The organism is Lysinibacillus sp. NPDC059133 (assembly GCF_042755925.1).
Lineage (GTDB): Bacteria > Bacillota > Bacilli > Bacillales_A > Planococcaceae > Lysinibacillus.
Genome location: NZ_JBHZDH010000006.1, coordinates 101,076 through 116,719, shown reverse-complemented (window position 1 = coordinate 116,719; position 15,644 = coordinate 101,076). Strand labels below are relative to the sequence as shown.

The window sequence follows — 15,644 nt, the reverse complement described above, 5'->3', positions numbered from 1 at the left end:
ATAATTAGGATTTTCTCATGAAGGAGGGAAATTATGAAAGACCAGAAAGATACACTACAAAGTCGTTTACTCGATTTTTTCGGTGGAGAAGAATATAAACCATTAACAGTTGGCGAAATTGAGGACTTATTTGGCTTTGAGGATGCTGACGAATTTAAAGAATTAGTGAAAACGTTAGTACGTATGGAGGGGCAAGGCTTAATTGTACGTTCTCGCTCCAATCGTTATGGCCTACCGGAGCGAATGAATTTACTTCGAGGTAAATTTATCGGACATGCGAAGGGCTTTGGCTTTGTGACACCTGATGTTGAGGGAATGGACGATGTTTTTATTCCACCACATGAAATAAATGGTGCGATTAATGGCGATACGGTGTTAATCCGTGTGTTAAAGGAATCATTCGGTGATCGCCGTGAAGGAACAGTGACAAAGGTAGTGGAACGTGGGCAAACGAGTTTTGTTGGGACGTTCCAAGCAAATCGAGGCTTTGGCTTTGTTGTGTTAGATGATAAAAAACTACCGATGGACATTTTCATTGCTAAAGGAGATACGTTAGGAGCTGTCGACGGACACAAGGTTGTCGTTGAGGTAGCTACTTGGCCAGAAGATTTAAAATCAGCAACAGGCTATATCACAAAAATTTTAGGGCACAAAAATGACCCAGGTGTGGATATTCTATCTATTTTATATAAGCACGACATTCCACCTGAATTCCCAGAAGAAGTGGTTGCTGCTGCGCAACGCGTGCCAGATGAAATTACAGAGGCAGATTTAGAAGGTCGCCGTGATTTACGCCACGAAACGATTGTGACAATCGATGGAGCAGATGCGAAGGACTTGGATGATGCTGTAACCGTAACGAAAAATGTAGACGGTACTTATAAACTTGGCGTACATATTGCAGATGTTAGTTATTATGTAACACAAGGCTCTGTAATAGATATTGAAGCGTATGATCGTGCGACGAGTGTATATTTAACAGACCGCGTTATTCCAATGATTCCGCACCGATTATCGAATGGAATCTGTTCATTAAATCCACAGGTTGACCGTCTAGTACTATCCTGTGAAATGATTATTGATGCAAATGGTAATGTGGTTTCACATGAAATATTCCAAAGTGTCATTAAAACAACTGAGCGTATGACTTATAAGGACGTTTACAAAATTTTAGAGGAGCAAGACGAAGAGCTAATTAAGCGCTATGAGCCATTAGTGCCAATGTTTAAACATATGGCTGAGTTATCTAATATTTTACGTAATAAACGTCAAATGCGCGGTGCTATTGACTTTGACTTTAAAGAATCTAAAGTGATCGTGGACGAAGATGGCTGGCCAGTAGATATTGAATTACGTGAACGTACAGTCGCAGAGAAATTAATTGAAGATTTCATGCTAGCTGCCAATGAAACAGTAGCAGAGCATTTCCATTGGATGAATGTACCGTTCCTTTACCGTATTCACGAAGATCCAAAGCCAGAAAAGCTGCAACGCTTCTTTGAATTTGTGACGAACTTCGGTATTTTAATAAAAGGTACAGGAAACACAGTCCATCCGAAAGCTTTACAGGATGTAATAAAAGCTATTGAAGGCATGCCAGAGGAGCCTGTTATTTCAACGATGCTTCTACGCTCGATGCAACAGGCAAAATATTATCCTGAAAGCATAGGCCACTTTGGTTTATCGACTGATTTCTATACCCACTTTACGTCACCGATTCGACGTTATCCGGACTTAATCGTCCATCGTTTAATTCGAACGTATTTAATTAATAAAGATACATCAAAAGAAACAGTGGCACAGTGGAGTATGGCGATGGATGAAATTGCGGATCATACTTCAGAACGTGAACGCCGTGCTGTTGATGCAGAACGTGATACAGACGCACTGAAAAAAGCACAATACATGTCCGATAAAATTGGTGAAGAGTTTGAAGGTATCGTTTCGTCGATTACAAACTTCGGGATTTTCGTAGAGCTTCCGAACACCATCGAAGGACTTGTCCATATTAGCAATATGACAGATGACTACTATCGTTTTGACGACCGTCAAATGATTATGATCGGTGAGCGTACAAATCGTCAATTCCGTATTGGTGATGAAGTTACAGTCCGTGTAGCAAATGTTATTATTGAAGAGTCATCCGTTGACTTTGAAATCGTCGGAATGGTAACGTCATTTGGACGAACACGAAAAGCAGCACCTACTGTCATTCACGCACGTAAAAATTATAGCGACAACAAAGGTGGCCGTAATAGCCGCAAAGGTGGCCGCGAAGAAGAAAGAGGTAGACGTGGCAGCCGCAGTGGTCGTAATGAAGAAGAACGTGGTGGACGTGGCAGTAGCAGAGGTCGCAACGAAGAAGAAAGAGGCGGACGTGACAGTCGCAGTGGTCGCAATGAAGAAGGACGAAGCGGACAAGGAGAACGACGTGAAAACGACCGTGATCCACGAGGAAGCCGCAAAGATGGCTCAAACTCAAGCCCAGGCCCTAAAAAAGGCGTGAAGCAAAAGCAAAAGTTCTACGAGGGCGTTGCCAAGAAAAACAAAAAGAAAAAATCAAAACGTAAATAAAAGTAATGGCGAAAGCACCAACTAGCGCTTTAAAGCAATTTGAAGCGGGGTGCTTTCACTTTATCAATAAAAGCAGGTTAACCCTGCTCAACCTTTAAGTAGAGGGTGAATAATATGGCAAAAGGTACTGGGAAAGTATTAGCACAAAACAAAAAAGCCGGGCACGACTACTTCATTGAAGAGACAATCGAAGCGGGTATGGTGCTCACAGGCACAGAAATTAAATCCATCCGTGCAGGAAGGGTTCAACTAAAAGAATCTTATGTACAAGTCCGCAACGGTGAAGCATGGATCAACAATATGCATGTCAGCTCATTCGAACAAGGCAACCGCTTTAACCATGACCCACTGCGCGCCCGCAAATTACTGCTCCATAAAAAGCAAATCGGCGAGCTAGTCGGTGCCGTAAAACGTGACGGCTACACAATCGTTCCGTTAAAAATGTACATTAAAGATGGCTATGCCAAACTATTAATCGGCGTCGGCAAAGGTAAAAAAGATTACGACAAACGTAATGACATGCGCAAAAAAGAAGCGAAACGCGATATGGAACGCGCCTTCAAATCTAAAAATCAATAGTCATAGATTGTTAGAGAGCTCACTATATTTAGATAGTGAGCTCTTTGTATTTGGACAGATAGAATTCTAAGAGAGGTTCTAAAAGATATCGAGTTAAAAATATAATAAAGGACTACCGCATATAATAGGAGGGAATCCGCATTCTTACAATAGGACGAAAATTTATGTTTATGAACATAGAGCACATTTATTTTGCCGAGGAACGTAACAATGCCAGCGAAAGAAAAAAGCTAGTATGCTACCATCAAACAAAGCGACCTGCGCAATCACTCCAAACCCAAAAGACATTGCAAATCATGCTACAGCAAGATGAAGAAATCCTATTAGCGAATCTCTCAAAAATGAATCGCTATATGCTTCGCCGCGCCAAAAAAGAGCCATACGAAGTCATCGTAAAAGAAAATCCATCCGATCAAGAGCTATTAGAATTCCAACAATTTTACAACGCCTTCGCTAAAATAAAAAACACACATCGCGTTCGAAAATTTCATATGCAAACGTTAAAGCTACTTCGCGAAAAAGGCGCACTCGTCTATACAAAGCTTCAAAACGACAAAGGTGAAGCACTATGCTATCGACTGTACATTGCCGACGAAGATATCGTTTTTAATTTATATACAGGTACCGCTGTCTGGATTAAAGATAGACCAGATTTAAAGCAACAAATCCGCTTCGCCAATCGCTATTTACTGTGGGAAAATATCATGATGTTCCGAAGCAAAGGATATGCACACTATGATTTCGGCGCAGTAACGAACAAGGAGGAAATTAATGAATTCAAGCTCGGCTTTGGCGCACAAGAGAGAGAGGTCTATTACGGCTATCTTACAGAATCCAAATTAGGAAAGCTCATTTTACGATTAAGAGATTTGAAATCTAAGATAATGAAATAAGAAAATTATTCGGAGCTAGCCAATTTTTTCTACTATGGCGGGACACTTGAACTATAGCTAGTTTTGCTTTATAATAAGTATTACTGAATGCCAGATTACATGGAAGCGTACTTTTAGCTCCCACCGTACTAGAAGAAATTCTAGCTCCTTTGCTTGAACGAGGCTACGTGCTTCGATTCATATTCAAGGGGACGTTACGGATTCGACAGGGATGGTTCAAGCTTTGGTCGCGCGTCGGAGGTCTCGGCTCCGTCATCAACGGAAGTTATATAATAACTGGCAAACAACAAAATTTAGCTTTCGCAGCGTAAGCTCGTAAGCGCTCTGCCTCTCTATCGCCCATGTAGAGAACGTGGGGCCCAACTTTAGTGGGATACGGTCGATGGTGCCACCTGAGTCACCGACAAGAGATTTCCAGGTTAGCGTACAAGACGCCTGTTTGTCGGCATAATGTTACGTGAATCGTAAATAGGCAAACTACACGCGTAGAAGCTGAAGTATTGGAGTTTCTGGACGCGGGTTCGACTCCCGCCGTCTCCATATTCACTCGAGGAACGTTGATATATCAAGGTTTTAAGATAGTCGAGTACACGAAAAGTACAAATTGTACTAAATCAATAGAGCAGGCATCATATTTTGATGTCTTGCTCTATTATTTTTATAGCTTCATCTTGTGAATTAGGGTAAAGGTGAGCATAAGTATTTAATGTTTCAGCTACATCTTTATGACCTAATCGAGCAGCTACAACAGTTATTGTACATTTTTTATTAATCAAATATGAAGCGTGCGAATGTCTAAATTCATGAATGTGAATTCTACGGACGTTCGATTTTTTTAGATATTTATCATACATACGATCAAGTTGTGTTGGCGATAAAGGTCTAGTGCCTGTTTCACCTAATATAAAACAATCATTTTCCTTAAAAGCCTCTGGCAAACTTTCTTTGTAGTCCATCATTAACTTTACTAAACTTTCAGGTATTGAAACAACACGCTCCGAAGCTTCAGTTTTTGTGTCATCTACACCGAATTTACCTGCACTAACTTCGATAAAAATTTCTCTTTTCTTATCATCAACGTTTTTCCATTGTAACCCCAATAATTCACCTTTTCGTATACCGCCATAAAACAGTAATAGAAATGCGATTTTGTATTTTATGTTGTCGATGGCGTTATAAAAATCCTCAAATTCATGTACTTCCCAAAAATTAAGCCTTTTAACTGGTTTTAATTCGAAATTACCAACAACAGCTGCAGGATTCGTTTTTAAATTGTGATGTTTCATACCGAAATTAAAAATGGCCGATAGCCTAGTGTGAATAGATAATAATGTGTCATTCGCTAATATTTTTTTAGTTCCCCAACGTTGTTCAAATTTAGTTTTCATCATGTAATCTTGCCATTCTATAATATCGGCTGTACTTATCCGTTCTATTTTTTTCTTGCCGAAATAAGGAATTAGATATTTTCTTGCTATTGGTTCTACTTTTGCAAAGGAAGCTGGTTTTCTTCTAGTCTCATACCAATTTAGATACTTGATGGCAACTGCTTCGAAAGTCAATTTAGATACATTTTCAAGTACACCAGCTTTCATCTTTGCCTCGTACTCTTGGGCTTCACCTTTACTTGTGAATCCTGTTTTCTTATGCTGCTTCTTTGTACCATCAGGTAATTCAATTTGCATTTTAACCCAATATGTTCCTCGTTTTTCCCCTTTATATACAGGCATAATATTCCTCCTATTTAAAAAAGAGAGTAGCATCTAGCTACCCCAAAGTGACCGCGTATAAAATTACTTTTGCTAAAATTTCAACTTCATTCTCGGTGTCTTTAGAAATAGCGAAATCAAAATATCTTGGATTATTAGATTCAGGGCTAAAGACTACATAATCACCGCGCACACTAAAACGTTTCATTGATGATTCATTATTATAAGAATAGATAACGATGTCATTATCATGTAATTCATGTTCTTCCACCGGAATACAAACAACATAACTATTGTTTGGAATAATTTTATCCATACTATCGCCGTTTACTCTCATCATGAATGCACCAAGGCGATCAGCATATTTACCCAACATAGATTTCGGCAATTCAATAACGTCTTCTTTTTCAATACTATTAATGGATGTTAGTTCACCTGCAGATATTTGACCATAATAATTTAGTATTGAAAGACTCCGTTTGTTAGAGGTAGTCTCATAAACACTTTTAGCTTCTTTTACCTTAAATCCAATGGGAGGATTAAGGTATGAATTTTCATCAGTCATAGGAGCTGCCTCTTGAATAAAATCGGATACTTTTATATCAAGTGCTTGTGATATTGATAAAGCTTGTGCAACTGTAATATTCCTCAAATCCCTATCGATTAACGATTTTAATGTCGTATATTTTATATCAGCTTTCTCCGCTAGAGTGGCAACTTTCCATCCGCGCCTACTAATTAACGTTAGTAACTTTTCACTGTTTTTCATCACATTCACCTCCCTTTTTTATTAGTTAATTACGATATATCGTAACTTCCAAAGATATAATAACATATTCGGTTGACTATAAACAACATATTTACGATATATCAAAATTTGTTGGAAATATTTTGTTGAATAAGTGCGAAATTTCGTATATCATAATTCTTGTAAACTACGAAATTTCGTAATTAAGTAGTTGGAAATTAACAGAAATACATTATTGTGAAAGGAGGGGGACGGACTTGTTTCCTAACCTAGATTTAGAAATGAGGAAAAAAGGACTAAAACGAAAAGATTTAGCTATTTTATTCGGAGATCGAATTCCGACCGTTTCGGAAAGATTAAATGGAAAGTCTGAATTAACAATAAAAGAAGCTATTTCTATTAGAAATACATTTTTTCCAGATTTAGAGATCGATTACCTTTTTAAAATGTGGGAGTGATAAATAATGTATTACAAATTGATTGCTTATAGAAAGAAGGCTGATATATCTCAAGAAGAAGTAGCGGCTACCTTAAATATGACAAGGCAAACATACAGCAAAAAAGAACGAATGATTTCTAAATTTGAACTAAATGAAGCTATTGCTTTGGCAAATTTATTCAATGTTAGTGTTTCTGAATTATTTGAGGAAGAAAGAAAAAACCAAAGCGCTGTGATAACGAGCCAATGACGGTATAAATCAAATTCGGACTTATAGCTTAAATGACGGTAGCAACGTCAAATCTTCCCAGAAATAAGGAGGGGCAAGGATGTTAAAACAACTTCAAACGGCATACAGACAAGCGTTACAAAATCTAGTGTTTGTAGATTTTGTAAATAAGAAAGTTATAGTAGGGAAAGAAAGTTTGGAATTGGAGCACTCAAAAGAAAATGCTTGTTGTAGGGACTTAATAACAGCAATAAATAAGTATTTCCAAGATGGCAATTTTGAGTTAGTGAAAGAACGTATAGAAGTTTTAACAAATAGAGCTGATTACGCTAATCGCTTGGAAGTTCAGATTAAAGAACATAGAAGAAACAAATTATTTGAAATTGCTAGTCAACTAGACATGCGAGGAAATTTAACAGAAGAGGTGAGCTTTAATGCTAGCCGAAGTTAAGGACATAAAAAAACTGCCTAATCGATGGAGCGATTAAACAGCACGGTCTAAAACATCAGATTTAGATTAATCCGATTATAGCAAGAAGCGGATTAAGTGTCTAGCGAGGGTTTTCAAAATGATAGGCAACGCAGGTCATCAAAAATCAATAAGGGGGTATCTTCCGTTGAAAAGACCACGAAATTTAACAAGACAGGAAAAAGAATATATAGCTAGTTTCCGTTTGAATCCTTTTAACTGGCTTATTAGCAAAAAAGTTAACAGAGAGTTGGCTGATTGTTCACCGCGAAACTGGACGATCACGTACAATCCCTGCGCCATAAAGAAAAGCCTTTGTGATAAGTCGCAAAGGCTTTGATTTTAGACAATAAAAAAAAGCCGTATCAACTCTGGACAGTTAACACGGCTCGTTTGACTATTGCCAAACAGCTCATAGCTAGAATAACAGCTTTCTTGGTGAATAGTCAATTAACGGCCTTGTATGGAGTATTAAGTTTACGACCACACAGAGAAAAAGTGGAGTGACTCAAACAAACGTACTAGGGGCTATAAAGGATTGACTGGAGGATGGGCATATGAAAAATGCTCCGTTTAATGCGCTTAATGAAAAAATCGACATAGAAGATTATGAAGAAATATTCACAGTAGATGAAGATGCAGTTGAAGATCGCATAGAAAACCTACGTGATAAACAAATAGCTAAATGTCGAAGAAAGACAATTAAGAGCGGAAATATACTTGAATGTGAAATCTATCCTATTCGTTCTGATATGGGTAAGTGGGAGCGCGGAAAAAAGAAGCAAGATGGCAGAAGTAGAATGGCGCAAAAGAATTTGAATATGAAAAATGCTGTAAAGCACTTTGTAAGACTGGTTAATGCAAATTTCACCAGAAAAGATATTGCTATGCACTTAACGTATGACAATGCCAATTTACCAAAAAGTTACGAACAAGCTAAAAATGATGTAACGAATTATATACGCCGTTTAAAGCGCTACATGAAAAAATCAGGGCTAGGAGAACTTAAATATATTTATGTAATCGAGTTCAGCGATGCTGAGGGAAAAAAAGTAAGGGTACACAGTCATATCATTATGAACTTTAATGATCGTAAAGTAGCGGAGGAATTATGGGCTAAGGGTTTTGCGAACTCGCGGCAGTTGAAACCGAATGAAAGTGGATTAAAAGGGATTGCTCAATACATGATGAAGCAACAGCGCAAAGACAGCACAAAGCGTTATACACCTTCGCGGAATTTAAAACAACCAACGATTACAGTGGCCGACAGCAAAGTAACAAGAAAACGTGCGGAACGTATTGCGCTAGAGCAAAATACTGCTCATGAAATATTTGAAAAAATGTATCCAGGTTATCAATTTAATGAAATCAAAGTGAAATATAGTCCTTTTGCTTCGGGTGTCTATATATATGTAGAGATGATACGAATTGATAATCCAGTGCAAACAAAAAGGAGACTAGATATATGAGAGTAATAAGCATAATCAACTTAAAAGGTGGAGTGGCTAAAACCATATCTGCTATCAATATTGCCTACACATTAGTAAAAGCGCACGGAAAAAGGGTGTTGCTCATTGATAACGATAAACAAGGGAATACCTCTAAATTTTTTGGTTTGCATAGCTATGAGGATAAAAGTTTAGCAGATTTGCTGATAGATAGAGACTGTAGCATAGAGAGCGTTATTAAACATACGGCATACGAAGGGTTGGACATTATTCCTGCAAATATGAATCTATTACGTGCTAACAAAGAGATATTGCTAGACGTATCACGCCCACAGCAAACCAGACTACGTAAAGCTTTATCACGGTTAACTAATGCATACAAGAACGAATACGATTATTGCATTATCGACAATGCGCCAGACATTAACATGACGGTTATTAATGCTCTTGTGGCTTCTGACGATGTTTTAGTACCAATCAAGGTGGATAAGTTTGCATTTGATGGTTTAGAGCTACTTGTGGAGCAAATAGAAGATGTTAAAGAATTTAACGAAAACATCACATTCAAAGGATGCTTCGTTACGATGTTCCAGAAGAATGGCGTAAATGTACAAGGATGCGAATACTTGTTTTCATCCACAAGTTATCCACTTTTCCACACTGTAATTAGGAAAACGGTAAAGGTTGATGAAACGACATTCGTAGGAAAACCGCTTTTAGATTACAAGAAGTCAACTGCTGGACAGGACTATGAAAAATTGGTCAAAGAATACCTACAAATGTGTTAGTTTCGGACACAAAAATGGAGGGACGAACACATGAAATTTAATCTAAGCCAATTAATGAATGAGAAGTCAAAAGAAGCGGTGGAGAATGAAGGACTTGCCTTCAAGATAGAACATATTTCAATTGAAAAACTAAGACCTTCCGAAATGAATAAGTACACTGTCGAAGATGTCGAAGAGTTAAAAGCAAGTATTGAGTTGATGGGGCTTCAACAAAATTTGTTGGTGCGTGAAGCGGAAAACGACTTTGAGGTCATAAGTGGACACAGGCGTTTAAAAGCCATGAAAGAACTGTTTGCGGAAGGTAATGAACAATTTAAAAAGATACCGTGCAAGATTATGAAATCAGTAGACGACATTCAAGCTGAATTGCAACTAATACTAGCAAATTCGACAGCTAGGGAAATGACAGACTATGAAAAAACATATCAAGCAGCAAGACTACAAGAGTTGCTAAATGATCTTAAGGAAAGTGGTTATCAAATTTCAGGGCGAAAACGTGAAATTGTTGCACAGCTCATGAAAGTATCACCTACACAAGTTGCGCGCATGGAAAGCATTAATAAAAAGCTGACACCTGAGTTAAAAGAAGAATTTAGCAAAGAGAACATTAATATCACGACTGCATATGAGTATTCACGACTCCCTGAAAAACAGCAACAAGAAGCGGTGCAGGAATACAAAGAAGGTAAACCGCTAACCCCAACTATCGCAAAAGAGAAGCGACAGGAAGTCATTGAATCAGAGCAAAAAGAAAAGCCTATGACACATGAATTAGACAGCTATCGAGAACAATTTGAAGCGGTAAAAACAGGGTTGAAAACGTTTATGTGTGGCTTTAATAATCAAAGCTTCCGAGTGGGTGATAAGTTGAAAATAAATGAATTTGACAATGACAAACTAGTGTATACAGGAAATTTTGTTGAGGTCAGGATTGTCTACTTGCAAGAAGGCGGAGAAAATGACATCCCAGAAGATTACGTCATCATGAGCATTAAAAAAATTAGATAAAAGCAATTTCGAAGGGAGAGGAAGCGGTTGGAAAGTAGCTTACGCCAGTTGAGTTTGTTTGATGATTTTTTACAAAAGGCTCATACATCTCATGCAGTGTTTAGGGTGCATGAGACAGTGAAGGTAATTGAGGTTAGGGATAATCCTGAAATCTATGAATATCGGAAACATTATTTTAGTTATGTGATAGGTAAAAAGGGTGTTGTGCAGAAAGTTGATGGTCAATCGGTATTGGTGCGAATTGGTGACGAGTCGATAATTTTTGATTCGCAGGAATTACAGTGGGTTGCTTAAAACGAAAGGGGTTAAAAGAGAATGAGAACACGAAAACGACAGTATTCACGAAGTCATGCTAACAGAGGGAAGCTTTTCGAAAATTTAATTGATATGACAAACAATCAATATCGAAACAACAACTTTGCAGATGTCCGTAAAGTGCCTCCTCCGTTAACGATATTAGAGGTAAACAAAAATCAAGTAGATGCAAAGCTAGAAAAGGCAACGTGGGTAGATTATAGCGGTATCTACAAGGGACAAGCCATTATTTTTGATGCAAAGGAAACAAAGCAAGGAAGATTCCCTTTGGAAAATTTGACTGACGAACAATATAAATTACTGCATTCATGGCATTGCAAAGGAGCAAAAGCATTTTTATTAGTCTGCTTTTGGATAAAGAACAAAAATGAACCTGAAATCTATTATCTCAAATTTGAACAGTTAGAAGCTGCATGGATTGGTCAAAGTGATGGCGGTGCTAAATCCATTCCACTTCAGTTTTTCAGAGATTATTGCGTTCGAGTTAAATCAGGCATATATACGGTGCATTACTTAGAAGCGGTGGGAGGTGCTTCTTGATGACTGAACCATACTGGAATGCTAAACATGGAGCTTATATCAAATGTCCTGTACCTAATTGCAATCATATCGGTATTGTTATTACAAAAGCTCACTGTCGCCTAGTACATAGGATGACTTGTGAGGAAGTGCGGAAGAAATACGGATTCCCTAAGAATGTATCCAAACTTAATCGAAAACAAATCGAAAAAATGAAGGAAAGAGGGAGTCGAATATGATAGATATTCGAAATAAGAAAATGGTCACAACACGAAAGGCTCATATGTGTTTTGCTTGCGTAGAGGAAATCGAGAAAGGAAAAAGTGCGGTTTATGTTAATGCGAAGGAAGACGAAAAACGCATTCAATTCCATCTTCATGAGGAATGCAATAAAACAATCGTAAAAGATCAATGGTTTGCTGGAAGCGGTCTTTATAAAGGATGTATAAAAGATGCGGAGAAAACCATGGAGGGATTAAAAGTAATTGATTTTTCCTCGGAAGAATTGCCGTTTTTTGTGGGGTGTACCAATGAATAATATCGAACAAGAACAAATAGCTGTAATAGCGGAGGTAGCAATTACAAAATTTAATGAACTGCAGCAAGAGGAAAAAACAAAACGATTAGATAGACGTTTATTTAATACAAGAATATTATTAAAGAACTACCGCCATTTAAAAATGTACTGTGATGAAATGAAAGAGACTATGGATATTGATGATGGGGAAACGGAGGATTTATTCACGGCTGATAAGGAATATTTATCATTGGAATCAATAAAAAGAAGTGAAGCTCGGACACTAGCTATGATGCGGTTTATTGATAATATGATTAAGGTTTATGAATTGGACTGTAAGCATTTGGGAACAGAGGCAGTACGTAGATTTAATACATTGATGCATTTTTATATTTATGAAAAGAAGAAATCCTATGCAGAAATAGCGGAGATATACCATGTACATGAGCGTACTGCTCAAAGAGATTTAAAAGAAGCAGTTTATGCAATGTCAGTTTTATTCTTTGGTACGGATGGATTACGTTTACAGTTTTAATTAAATATTCTTGCTTTGGAATAAAGGTGGTGTGAATTTTATTTTCACATCATCTTTTTACTTTTATATTGTATAATAATAGTGCGGTATCTAATATAATACATATTTTAAAGGAATATAATAATATGTTTAATTTAGTTTGTTTGGAGGGATTGTATTGAAAGCGAAAACTATTTCTATACTTAATATGAAAGGAGGGGTAGGAAAAACTACCTTATCAACTAATATAGCGATAGAATTGTTTAATCAGGGCTACAAAGTATTATTAATTGATATTGATCCGCAGTTTAATTCTACTCAAAGTTTATTTAAATATTTTTCTAAAATTTCTACATACTTTGATTTAAGAGATGAAAAAAGAACAATAACTAGTATTTTTTCAGGTGATAAGGGAAATGGAATTTCCAGAAAAAACGATGATACGGATAATTTAATCTATACTTTAAAAAAGAGTGAAGAAGATCAAGATGGGCCAGTTATAGATATTATCCCAGGGGATTTAAAATTAATAATTGATATAAATACTCAAGCTATAGATAGATTAAGTGGCTTTTTCAATAGAAATAATTTAAAGGAACAGTACGATTTCATTATTTTCGATTGTCCACCAACATGGGGCCAGGTTACATCTGTTTCTCTAAGTTTGAGCAACTATTATTTGATTCCAACTAAACTTGATGATTTTTCAACTATAGGTATTACTTTATTGTCTCAACTTCTTAAAGAAAAAGTAGAGTCATTACAAACTCCTCTGAAATGTTTAGGAGTTATCTATACTATGTTAAATGAAACGAGTGCAGCATCAGGAATTAGTATTAAACAAACGGTATATAAAGAAAAAATAGAAGATTTTTTCAAAAAAACTATGACTAATGAAGTTAAATCTGGAGTGAAGGCTTTCGATTCTGTTATATATAGCTATGGTCCAGTAGCTTCACAATCCATAGTCTATGAAGAATACACTAATCCTAAGGGCAAAAATTTATATGCATCAATTAAAGAATTAACGGGAGAAATTTTATCTAGAATAGAAAGTTTGGAGGTTGCTAAAGTTGAATAATATTGACCTTGACCTTGACCTTGACCTTTTATTTAATAGTAAAAAGTATAAATTAAGTGAAAAAAGATTATTTTTAATAGCAATTGCTCAAAAAACTATTTATTCAAGTTATTTTAAAAGTAATCCTTCATTAAAAGAATACATTGAAATATTCGAAATGCTATATAAACTACCTGATGATAAAAAGTTTAAAGAGTATTTATATAAATCAAGAACGGCTTTAGCAGCGCGAGTAAGTAGGCTGATTATTGAAGAAGACAATTTAGAGGTAGAGAAAGAATTAATGGATTGGCATTCTACTTATTATAAAGAAAGAGTTCAAACAATATCTTCTTCTAATAAGGAAAAAGATAATTCTACAAGTCTATTAGAAGACTTTATTAACCATAGTAAAAACTAAAAAGAAAAGGACGAAAATAATAGTCAATGAGTAATTTAAGTGAAGGGTTGTTTTTTGGAGAAATAAAAAGAGATTATGAAGAATTCATTAAGCTATTTAGTAAAAATGAATTAATTGAACTTGGATTAGATCAAGATTACAAATTGTTACATAAAAAAGTATATATCTTTAAAGAAATGCTTAATGAGTGTGAAATAGTTAATAGTACAGCTTTAAGTTATACTTTAGATACTTTAGGGAGCCTAATTGAATATATTCATCTTTTATCGCAAAATAGGTATAAATTGGCTGCGTCATTATTAAGAGGAAGTATGGAAACCTTCGCAAAAGCATTAATTCATATTAACTCTTTAACAGATAGTCATGGATTTACTAATAATATCGAATTAGCTATTAGTAAAATATCTGATGATTATATAAACAATATTTTGAAGCTTGCTAGAAATAAGACTTTAAAGAAAAAAATAGGAGATGCATATAGAGAAGTACTGAAAGATTTGTACTGGAGTTTGTGTGATATTGTACACTCTAGAGATACTGCTTATAATCATTGTTATGAATATCTAGAATCAATTTTAAATAATAGATTTGAACAAAGTAAATATAAAGTTCTTTATGATTATGCTATTTTGTTTATTAATAAAATGCTAGTGATTTTCTATATTCAAAATATAGGTGTTATTAATAAAAATATGAATGCAATTAAGCTGGAGTACATTGTTGGTGAATTAGAACCAGAATATCATCAAATATTTAGAACTGTATAGCTTTTCAAGTGGCTTTAGATAAATTTATAAGACTATAAAGAGCGCTTTTTTTCAAAACTACGGATCTATTTTGCAAATATTTAAGTATATTTTGGGCAATGTCGTAAAAATGTCGTTTTAAATACTTATTACATAATTTATAGTGTAAATGTAGAGTAAGTGGATTTACTTTATAACAGTCTTCCAATCGACATAACAAGTCCTGTTTTCGAACAGGCGCTAAAACTGAATAGACGTTTGCGAGAACGTCAACACTACGAAGTCACATCTAAAAAGGTGTGACTTTTTATTATGCAATCTTATAGAAAGGTTGTAGTGATGAACAATGATTAAAGCACAACGCAAACAAGAACTAATACAATTCATTCATGATGGAAAGCTAATGAAGTTCTATAAGTCTAAAGAGTGGATGGCATTAAGACAGGATGCATTGAAGCGTGACAATTATGAATGTCAGTTATGCAAAGATGCTGGACGTTATCACAAAGCTGAAAATGTGCATCATATGAAAGAAGTAAAGACGCATCCACATCTTTCGCTGACATTAAGCAACTTACAATGCTTATGTATCAAGTGCCACAATGAGGTACATGATCGTCTGGAATCAGTTAGGGGACATAAGTTTACTAATGAGGAGAGGTGGTAAA

The 15,644-nt window shown here is 36.0% G+C and carries 21 protein-coding genes and 1 other RNA gene; 20 read left to right on the top strand and 2 right to left on the bottom strand.

The features are described from left to right. The first annotated feature begins 33 nt into the window (after positions 1–33). The 4 genes from rnr to ssrA all read left to right on the top strand — a co-directional run bounded on the left by rnr (position 34) and on the right by ssrA (position 4,589). Positions 34–2,574, top strand: a complete 2,541-nt coding sequence (gene rnr / locus ACFXN8_RS05425) for a ribonuclease R (RefSeq protein WP_386843430.1) — start codon at positions 34–36, stop codon at positions 2,572–2,574. Between the two features lie 114 nt (positions 2,575–2,688). After that, a complete protein-coding gene (gene smpB / locus ACFXN8_RS05420; protein ID WP_349662121.1) occupies positions 2,689–3,153 on the top strand; it encodes an SsrA-binding protein SmpB in 465 nt (154 codons plus the stop codon). 164 nt (positions 3,154–3,317) lie between these two features. Next, the gene (locus ACFXN8_RS05415) at positions 3,318–4,046 is read left to right on the top strand and encodes a hypothetical protein (protein WP_386843428.1); all 729 of its coding nucleotides are present in this window, start codon (positions 3,318–3,320) and stop codon (positions 4,044–4,046) included. 187 nt (positions 4,047–4,233) lie between these two features. After that, positions 4,234–4,589: a transfer-messenger RNA gene (ssrA, locus tag ACFXN8_RS05410) on the top strand. Between the two features lie 86 nt (positions 4,590–4,675). On the opposite strand, the gene ACFXN8_RS05405 is transcribed toward ssrA, so the two are convergent. Together ACFXN8_RS05405 and ACFXN8_RS05400 are read right to left on the bottom strand one after the other, a co-directional pair. After that, positions 4,676–5,776 (bottom strand): tyrosine-type recombinase/integrase, encoded by a 1,101-nt coding sequence (locus tag ACFXN8_RS05405; RefSeq protein ID WP_386843426.1) that lies wholly within the window; start codon positions 5,774–5,776, stop codon positions 4,676–4,678. 37 nt (positions 5,777–5,813) lie between these two features. Beyond that, entirely contained in the window at positions 5,814–6,524 is a 711-nt protein-coding gene (locus ACFXN8_RS05400) for a helix-turn-helix domain-containing protein (RefSeq protein WP_386843424.1), read from the bottom strand. Positions 6,525–6,760: 236 nt separating this feature from the next. Between ACFXN8_RS05400 and ACFXN8_RS05395 the strand changes: the two genes are divergently transcribed. The 16 genes from ACFXN8_RS05395 (at position 6,761) to ACFXN8_RS05320 (ending at position 15,643) form a co-directional block, all read left to right on the top strand. After that, entirely contained in the window at positions 6,761–6,961 is a 201-nt protein-coding gene (locus ACFXN8_RS05395) for an XRE family transcriptional regulator (protein WP_386843422.1), read from the top strand. A 6-nt stretch (positions 6,962–6,967) separates the two neighbouring features. Continuing rightward, positions 6,968–7,192 carry a helix-turn-helix transcriptional regulator gene (locus ACFXN8_RS05390; RefSeq protein WP_386843420.1) on the top strand — a complete coding sequence of 75 codons (225 nt, stop codon included), beginning with the start codon at positions 6,968–6,970 and terminating at the stop codon, positions 7,190–7,192. A 79-nt stretch (positions 7,193–7,271) separates the two neighbouring features. Next, positions 7,272–7,622 carry a hypothetical protein gene (locus ACFXN8_RS05385; protein ID WP_386843418.1) on the top strand — a complete coding sequence of 117 codons (351 nt, stop codon included), beginning with the start codon at positions 7,272–7,274 and terminating at the stop codon, positions 7,620–7,622. Positions 7,623–7,740: 118 nt separating this feature from the next. Then, the gene (locus ACFXN8_RS05380) at positions 7,741–7,980 is read left to right on the top strand and encodes a DUF6906 family protein (RefSeq protein WP_386843416.1); all 240 of its coding nucleotides are present in this window, start codon (positions 7,741–7,743) and stop codon (positions 7,978–7,980) included. 217 nt (positions 7,981–8,197) lie between these two features. After that, on the top strand, positions 8,198–9,109 hold the full coding sequence (locus tag ACFXN8_RS05375; protein ID WP_386843414.1) for a rolling circle replication-associated protein: 912 nt from the start codon (positions 8,198–8,200) through the stop codon (positions 9,107–9,109). Beyond that, on the top strand, positions 9,106–9,876 hold the full coding sequence (locus tag ACFXN8_RS05370; RefSeq protein WP_386843412.1) for a ParA family protein: 771 nt from the start codon (positions 9,106–9,108) through the stop codon (positions 9,874–9,876). The genes ACFXN8_RS05375 and ACFXN8_RS05370 overlap by 4 nt, the downstream gene beginning before the upstream one ends. A 30-nt stretch (positions 9,877–9,906) precedes the next feature. After that, positions 9,907–10,884, top strand: a complete 978-nt coding sequence (locus ACFXN8_RS05365; protein ID WP_386843410.1) for a ParB/RepB/Spo0J family partition protein — start codon at positions 9,907–9,909, stop codon at positions 10,882–10,884. Positions 10,885–10,911: 27 nt separating this feature from the next. Further along, on the top strand, positions 10,912–11,178 hold the full coding sequence (locus ACFXN8_RS05360; protein ID WP_386843408.1) for a hypothetical protein: 267 nt from the start codon (positions 10,912–10,914) through the stop codon (positions 11,176–11,178). Positions 11,179–11,199: 21 nt separating this feature from the next. Next, on the top strand, positions 11,200–11,739 hold the full coding sequence (locus ACFXN8_RS05355) for a Holliday junction resolvase RecU (RefSeq protein ID WP_386843406.1): 540 nt from the start codon (positions 11,200–11,202) through the stop codon (positions 11,737–11,739). Continuing rightward, positions 11,739–11,957, top strand: coding sequence for a Ros/MucR family transcriptional regulator (locus ACFXN8_RS05350; RefSeq protein WP_386843404.1), 219 nt, complete (start codon positions 11,739–11,741; stop codon positions 11,955–11,957). Before ACFXN8_RS05355 ends, ACFXN8_RS05350 begins: the two co-directional genes overlap by 1 nt. After that, positions 11,954–12,256 carry a hypothetical protein gene (locus ACFXN8_RS05345; RefSeq protein ID WP_386843402.1) on the top strand — a complete coding sequence of 101 codons (303 nt, stop codon included), beginning with the start codon at positions 11,954–11,956 and terminating at the stop codon, positions 12,254–12,256. Before ACFXN8_RS05350 ends, ACFXN8_RS05345 begins: the two co-directional genes overlap by 4 nt. Beyond that, complete coding sequence (locus ACFXN8_RS05340) at positions 12,249–12,770, top strand: hypothetical protein (RefSeq protein ID WP_386843400.1); 522 nt, start codon at positions 12,249–12,251, stop codon at positions 12,768–12,770. Before ACFXN8_RS05345 ends, ACFXN8_RS05340 begins: the two co-directional genes overlap by 8 nt. A gap of 157 nt (positions 12,771–12,927) precedes the next feature. Beyond that, positions 12,928–13,830, top strand: coding sequence for a ParA family protein (locus ACFXN8_RS05335; RefSeq protein WP_386843398.1), 903 nt, complete (start codon positions 12,928–12,930; stop codon positions 13,828–13,830). Next, entirely contained in the window at positions 13,823–14,230 is a 408-nt protein-coding gene (locus tag ACFXN8_RS05330; protein ID WP_386843396.1) for a hypothetical protein, read from the top strand. The genes ACFXN8_RS05335 and ACFXN8_RS05330 overlap by 8 nt, the downstream gene beginning before the upstream one ends. 26 nt (positions 14,231–14,256) lie before the next feature. After that, positions 14,257–14,997, top strand: coding sequence for a hypothetical protein (locus ACFXN8_RS05325; RefSeq protein ID WP_386843394.1), 741 nt, complete (start codon positions 14,257–14,259; stop codon positions 14,995–14,997). A gap of 382 nt (positions 14,998–15,379) precedes the next feature. Then, complete coding sequence (locus ACFXN8_RS05320) at positions 15,380–15,643, top strand: HNH endonuclease (protein ID WP_386843392.1); 264 nt, start codon at positions 15,380–15,382, stop codon at positions 15,641–15,643. Position 15,644 lies beyond the last annotated feature (1 nt).

What these genes read in the sequence shown, in the direction of transcription:
- rnr (WP_386843430.1), top strand. Translation starts at nt 34, where the DNA reads ATGAAAGACCAGAAAGATACACTACAAAGTCGTTTACTCGATTTTTTC.
- smpB (WP_349662121.1), top strand. Translation starts at nt 2,689, where the DNA reads ATGGCAAAAGGTACTGGGAAAGTATTAGCACAAAACAAAAAAGCCGGG.
- ACFXN8_RS05415 (WP_386843428.1), top strand. Translation starts at nt 3,318, where the DNA reads ATGTTTATGAACATAGAGCACATTTATTTTGCCGAGGAACGTAACAAT.
- ACFXN8_RS05405 (WP_386843426.1), bottom strand. Translation starts at nt 5,776, where the DNA reads ATGCCTGTATATAAAGGGGAAAAACGAGGAACATATTGGGTTAAAATG.
- ACFXN8_RS05400 (WP_386843424.1), bottom strand. Translation starts at nt 6,524, where the DNA reads ATGAAAAACAGTGAAAAGTTACTAACGTTAATTAGTAGGCGCGGATGG.
- ACFXN8_RS05390 (WP_386843420.1), top strand. Translation starts at nt 6,968, where the DNA reads ATGTATTACAAATTGATTGCTTATAGAAAGAAGGCTGATATATCTCAA.
- ACFXN8_RS05385 (WP_386843418.1), top strand. Translation starts at nt 7,272, where the DNA reads ATGTTAAAACAACTTCAAACGGCATACAGACAAGCGTTACAAAATCTA.
- ACFXN8_RS05380 (WP_386843416.1), top strand. Translation starts at nt 7,741, where the DNA reads ATGATAGGCAACGCAGGTCATCAAAAATCAATAAGGGGGTATCTTCCG.
- ACFXN8_RS05375 (WP_386843414.1), top strand. Translation starts at nt 8,198, where the DNA reads ATGAAAAATGCTCCGTTTAATGCGCTTAATGAAAAAATCGACATAGAA.
- ACFXN8_RS05370 (WP_386843412.1), top strand. Translation starts at nt 9,106, where the DNA reads ATGAGAGTAATAAGCATAATCAACTTAAAAGGTGGAGTGGCTAAAACC.
- ACFXN8_RS05365 (WP_386843410.1), top strand. Translation starts at nt 9,907, where the DNA reads ATGAAATTTAATCTAAGCCAATTAATGAATGAGAAGTCAAAAGAAGCG.
- ACFXN8_RS05355 (WP_386843406.1), top strand. Translation starts at nt 11,200, where the DNA reads ATGAGAACACGAAAACGACAGTATTCACGAAGTCATGCTAACAGAGGG.
- ACFXN8_RS05350 (WP_386843404.1), top strand. Translation starts at nt 11,739, where the DNA reads ATGACTGAACCATACTGGAATGCTAAACATGGAGCTTATATCAAATGT.
- ACFXN8_RS05345 (WP_386843402.1), top strand. Translation starts at nt 11,954, where the DNA reads ATGATAGATATTCGAAATAAGAAAATGGTCACAACACGAAAGGCTCAT.
- ACFXN8_RS05340 (WP_386843400.1), top strand. Translation starts at nt 12,249, where the DNA reads ATGAATAATATCGAACAAGAACAAATAGCTGTAATAGCGGAGGTAGCA.
- ACFXN8_RS05325 (WP_386843394.1), top strand. Translation starts at nt 14,257, where the DNA reads ATGAGTAATTTAAGTGAAGGGTTGTTTTTTGGAGAAATAAAAAGAGAT.
- ACFXN8_RS05320 (WP_386843392.1), top strand. Translation starts at nt 15,380, where the DNA reads ATGAAGTTCTATAAGTCTAAAGAGTGGATGGCATTAAGACAGGATGCA.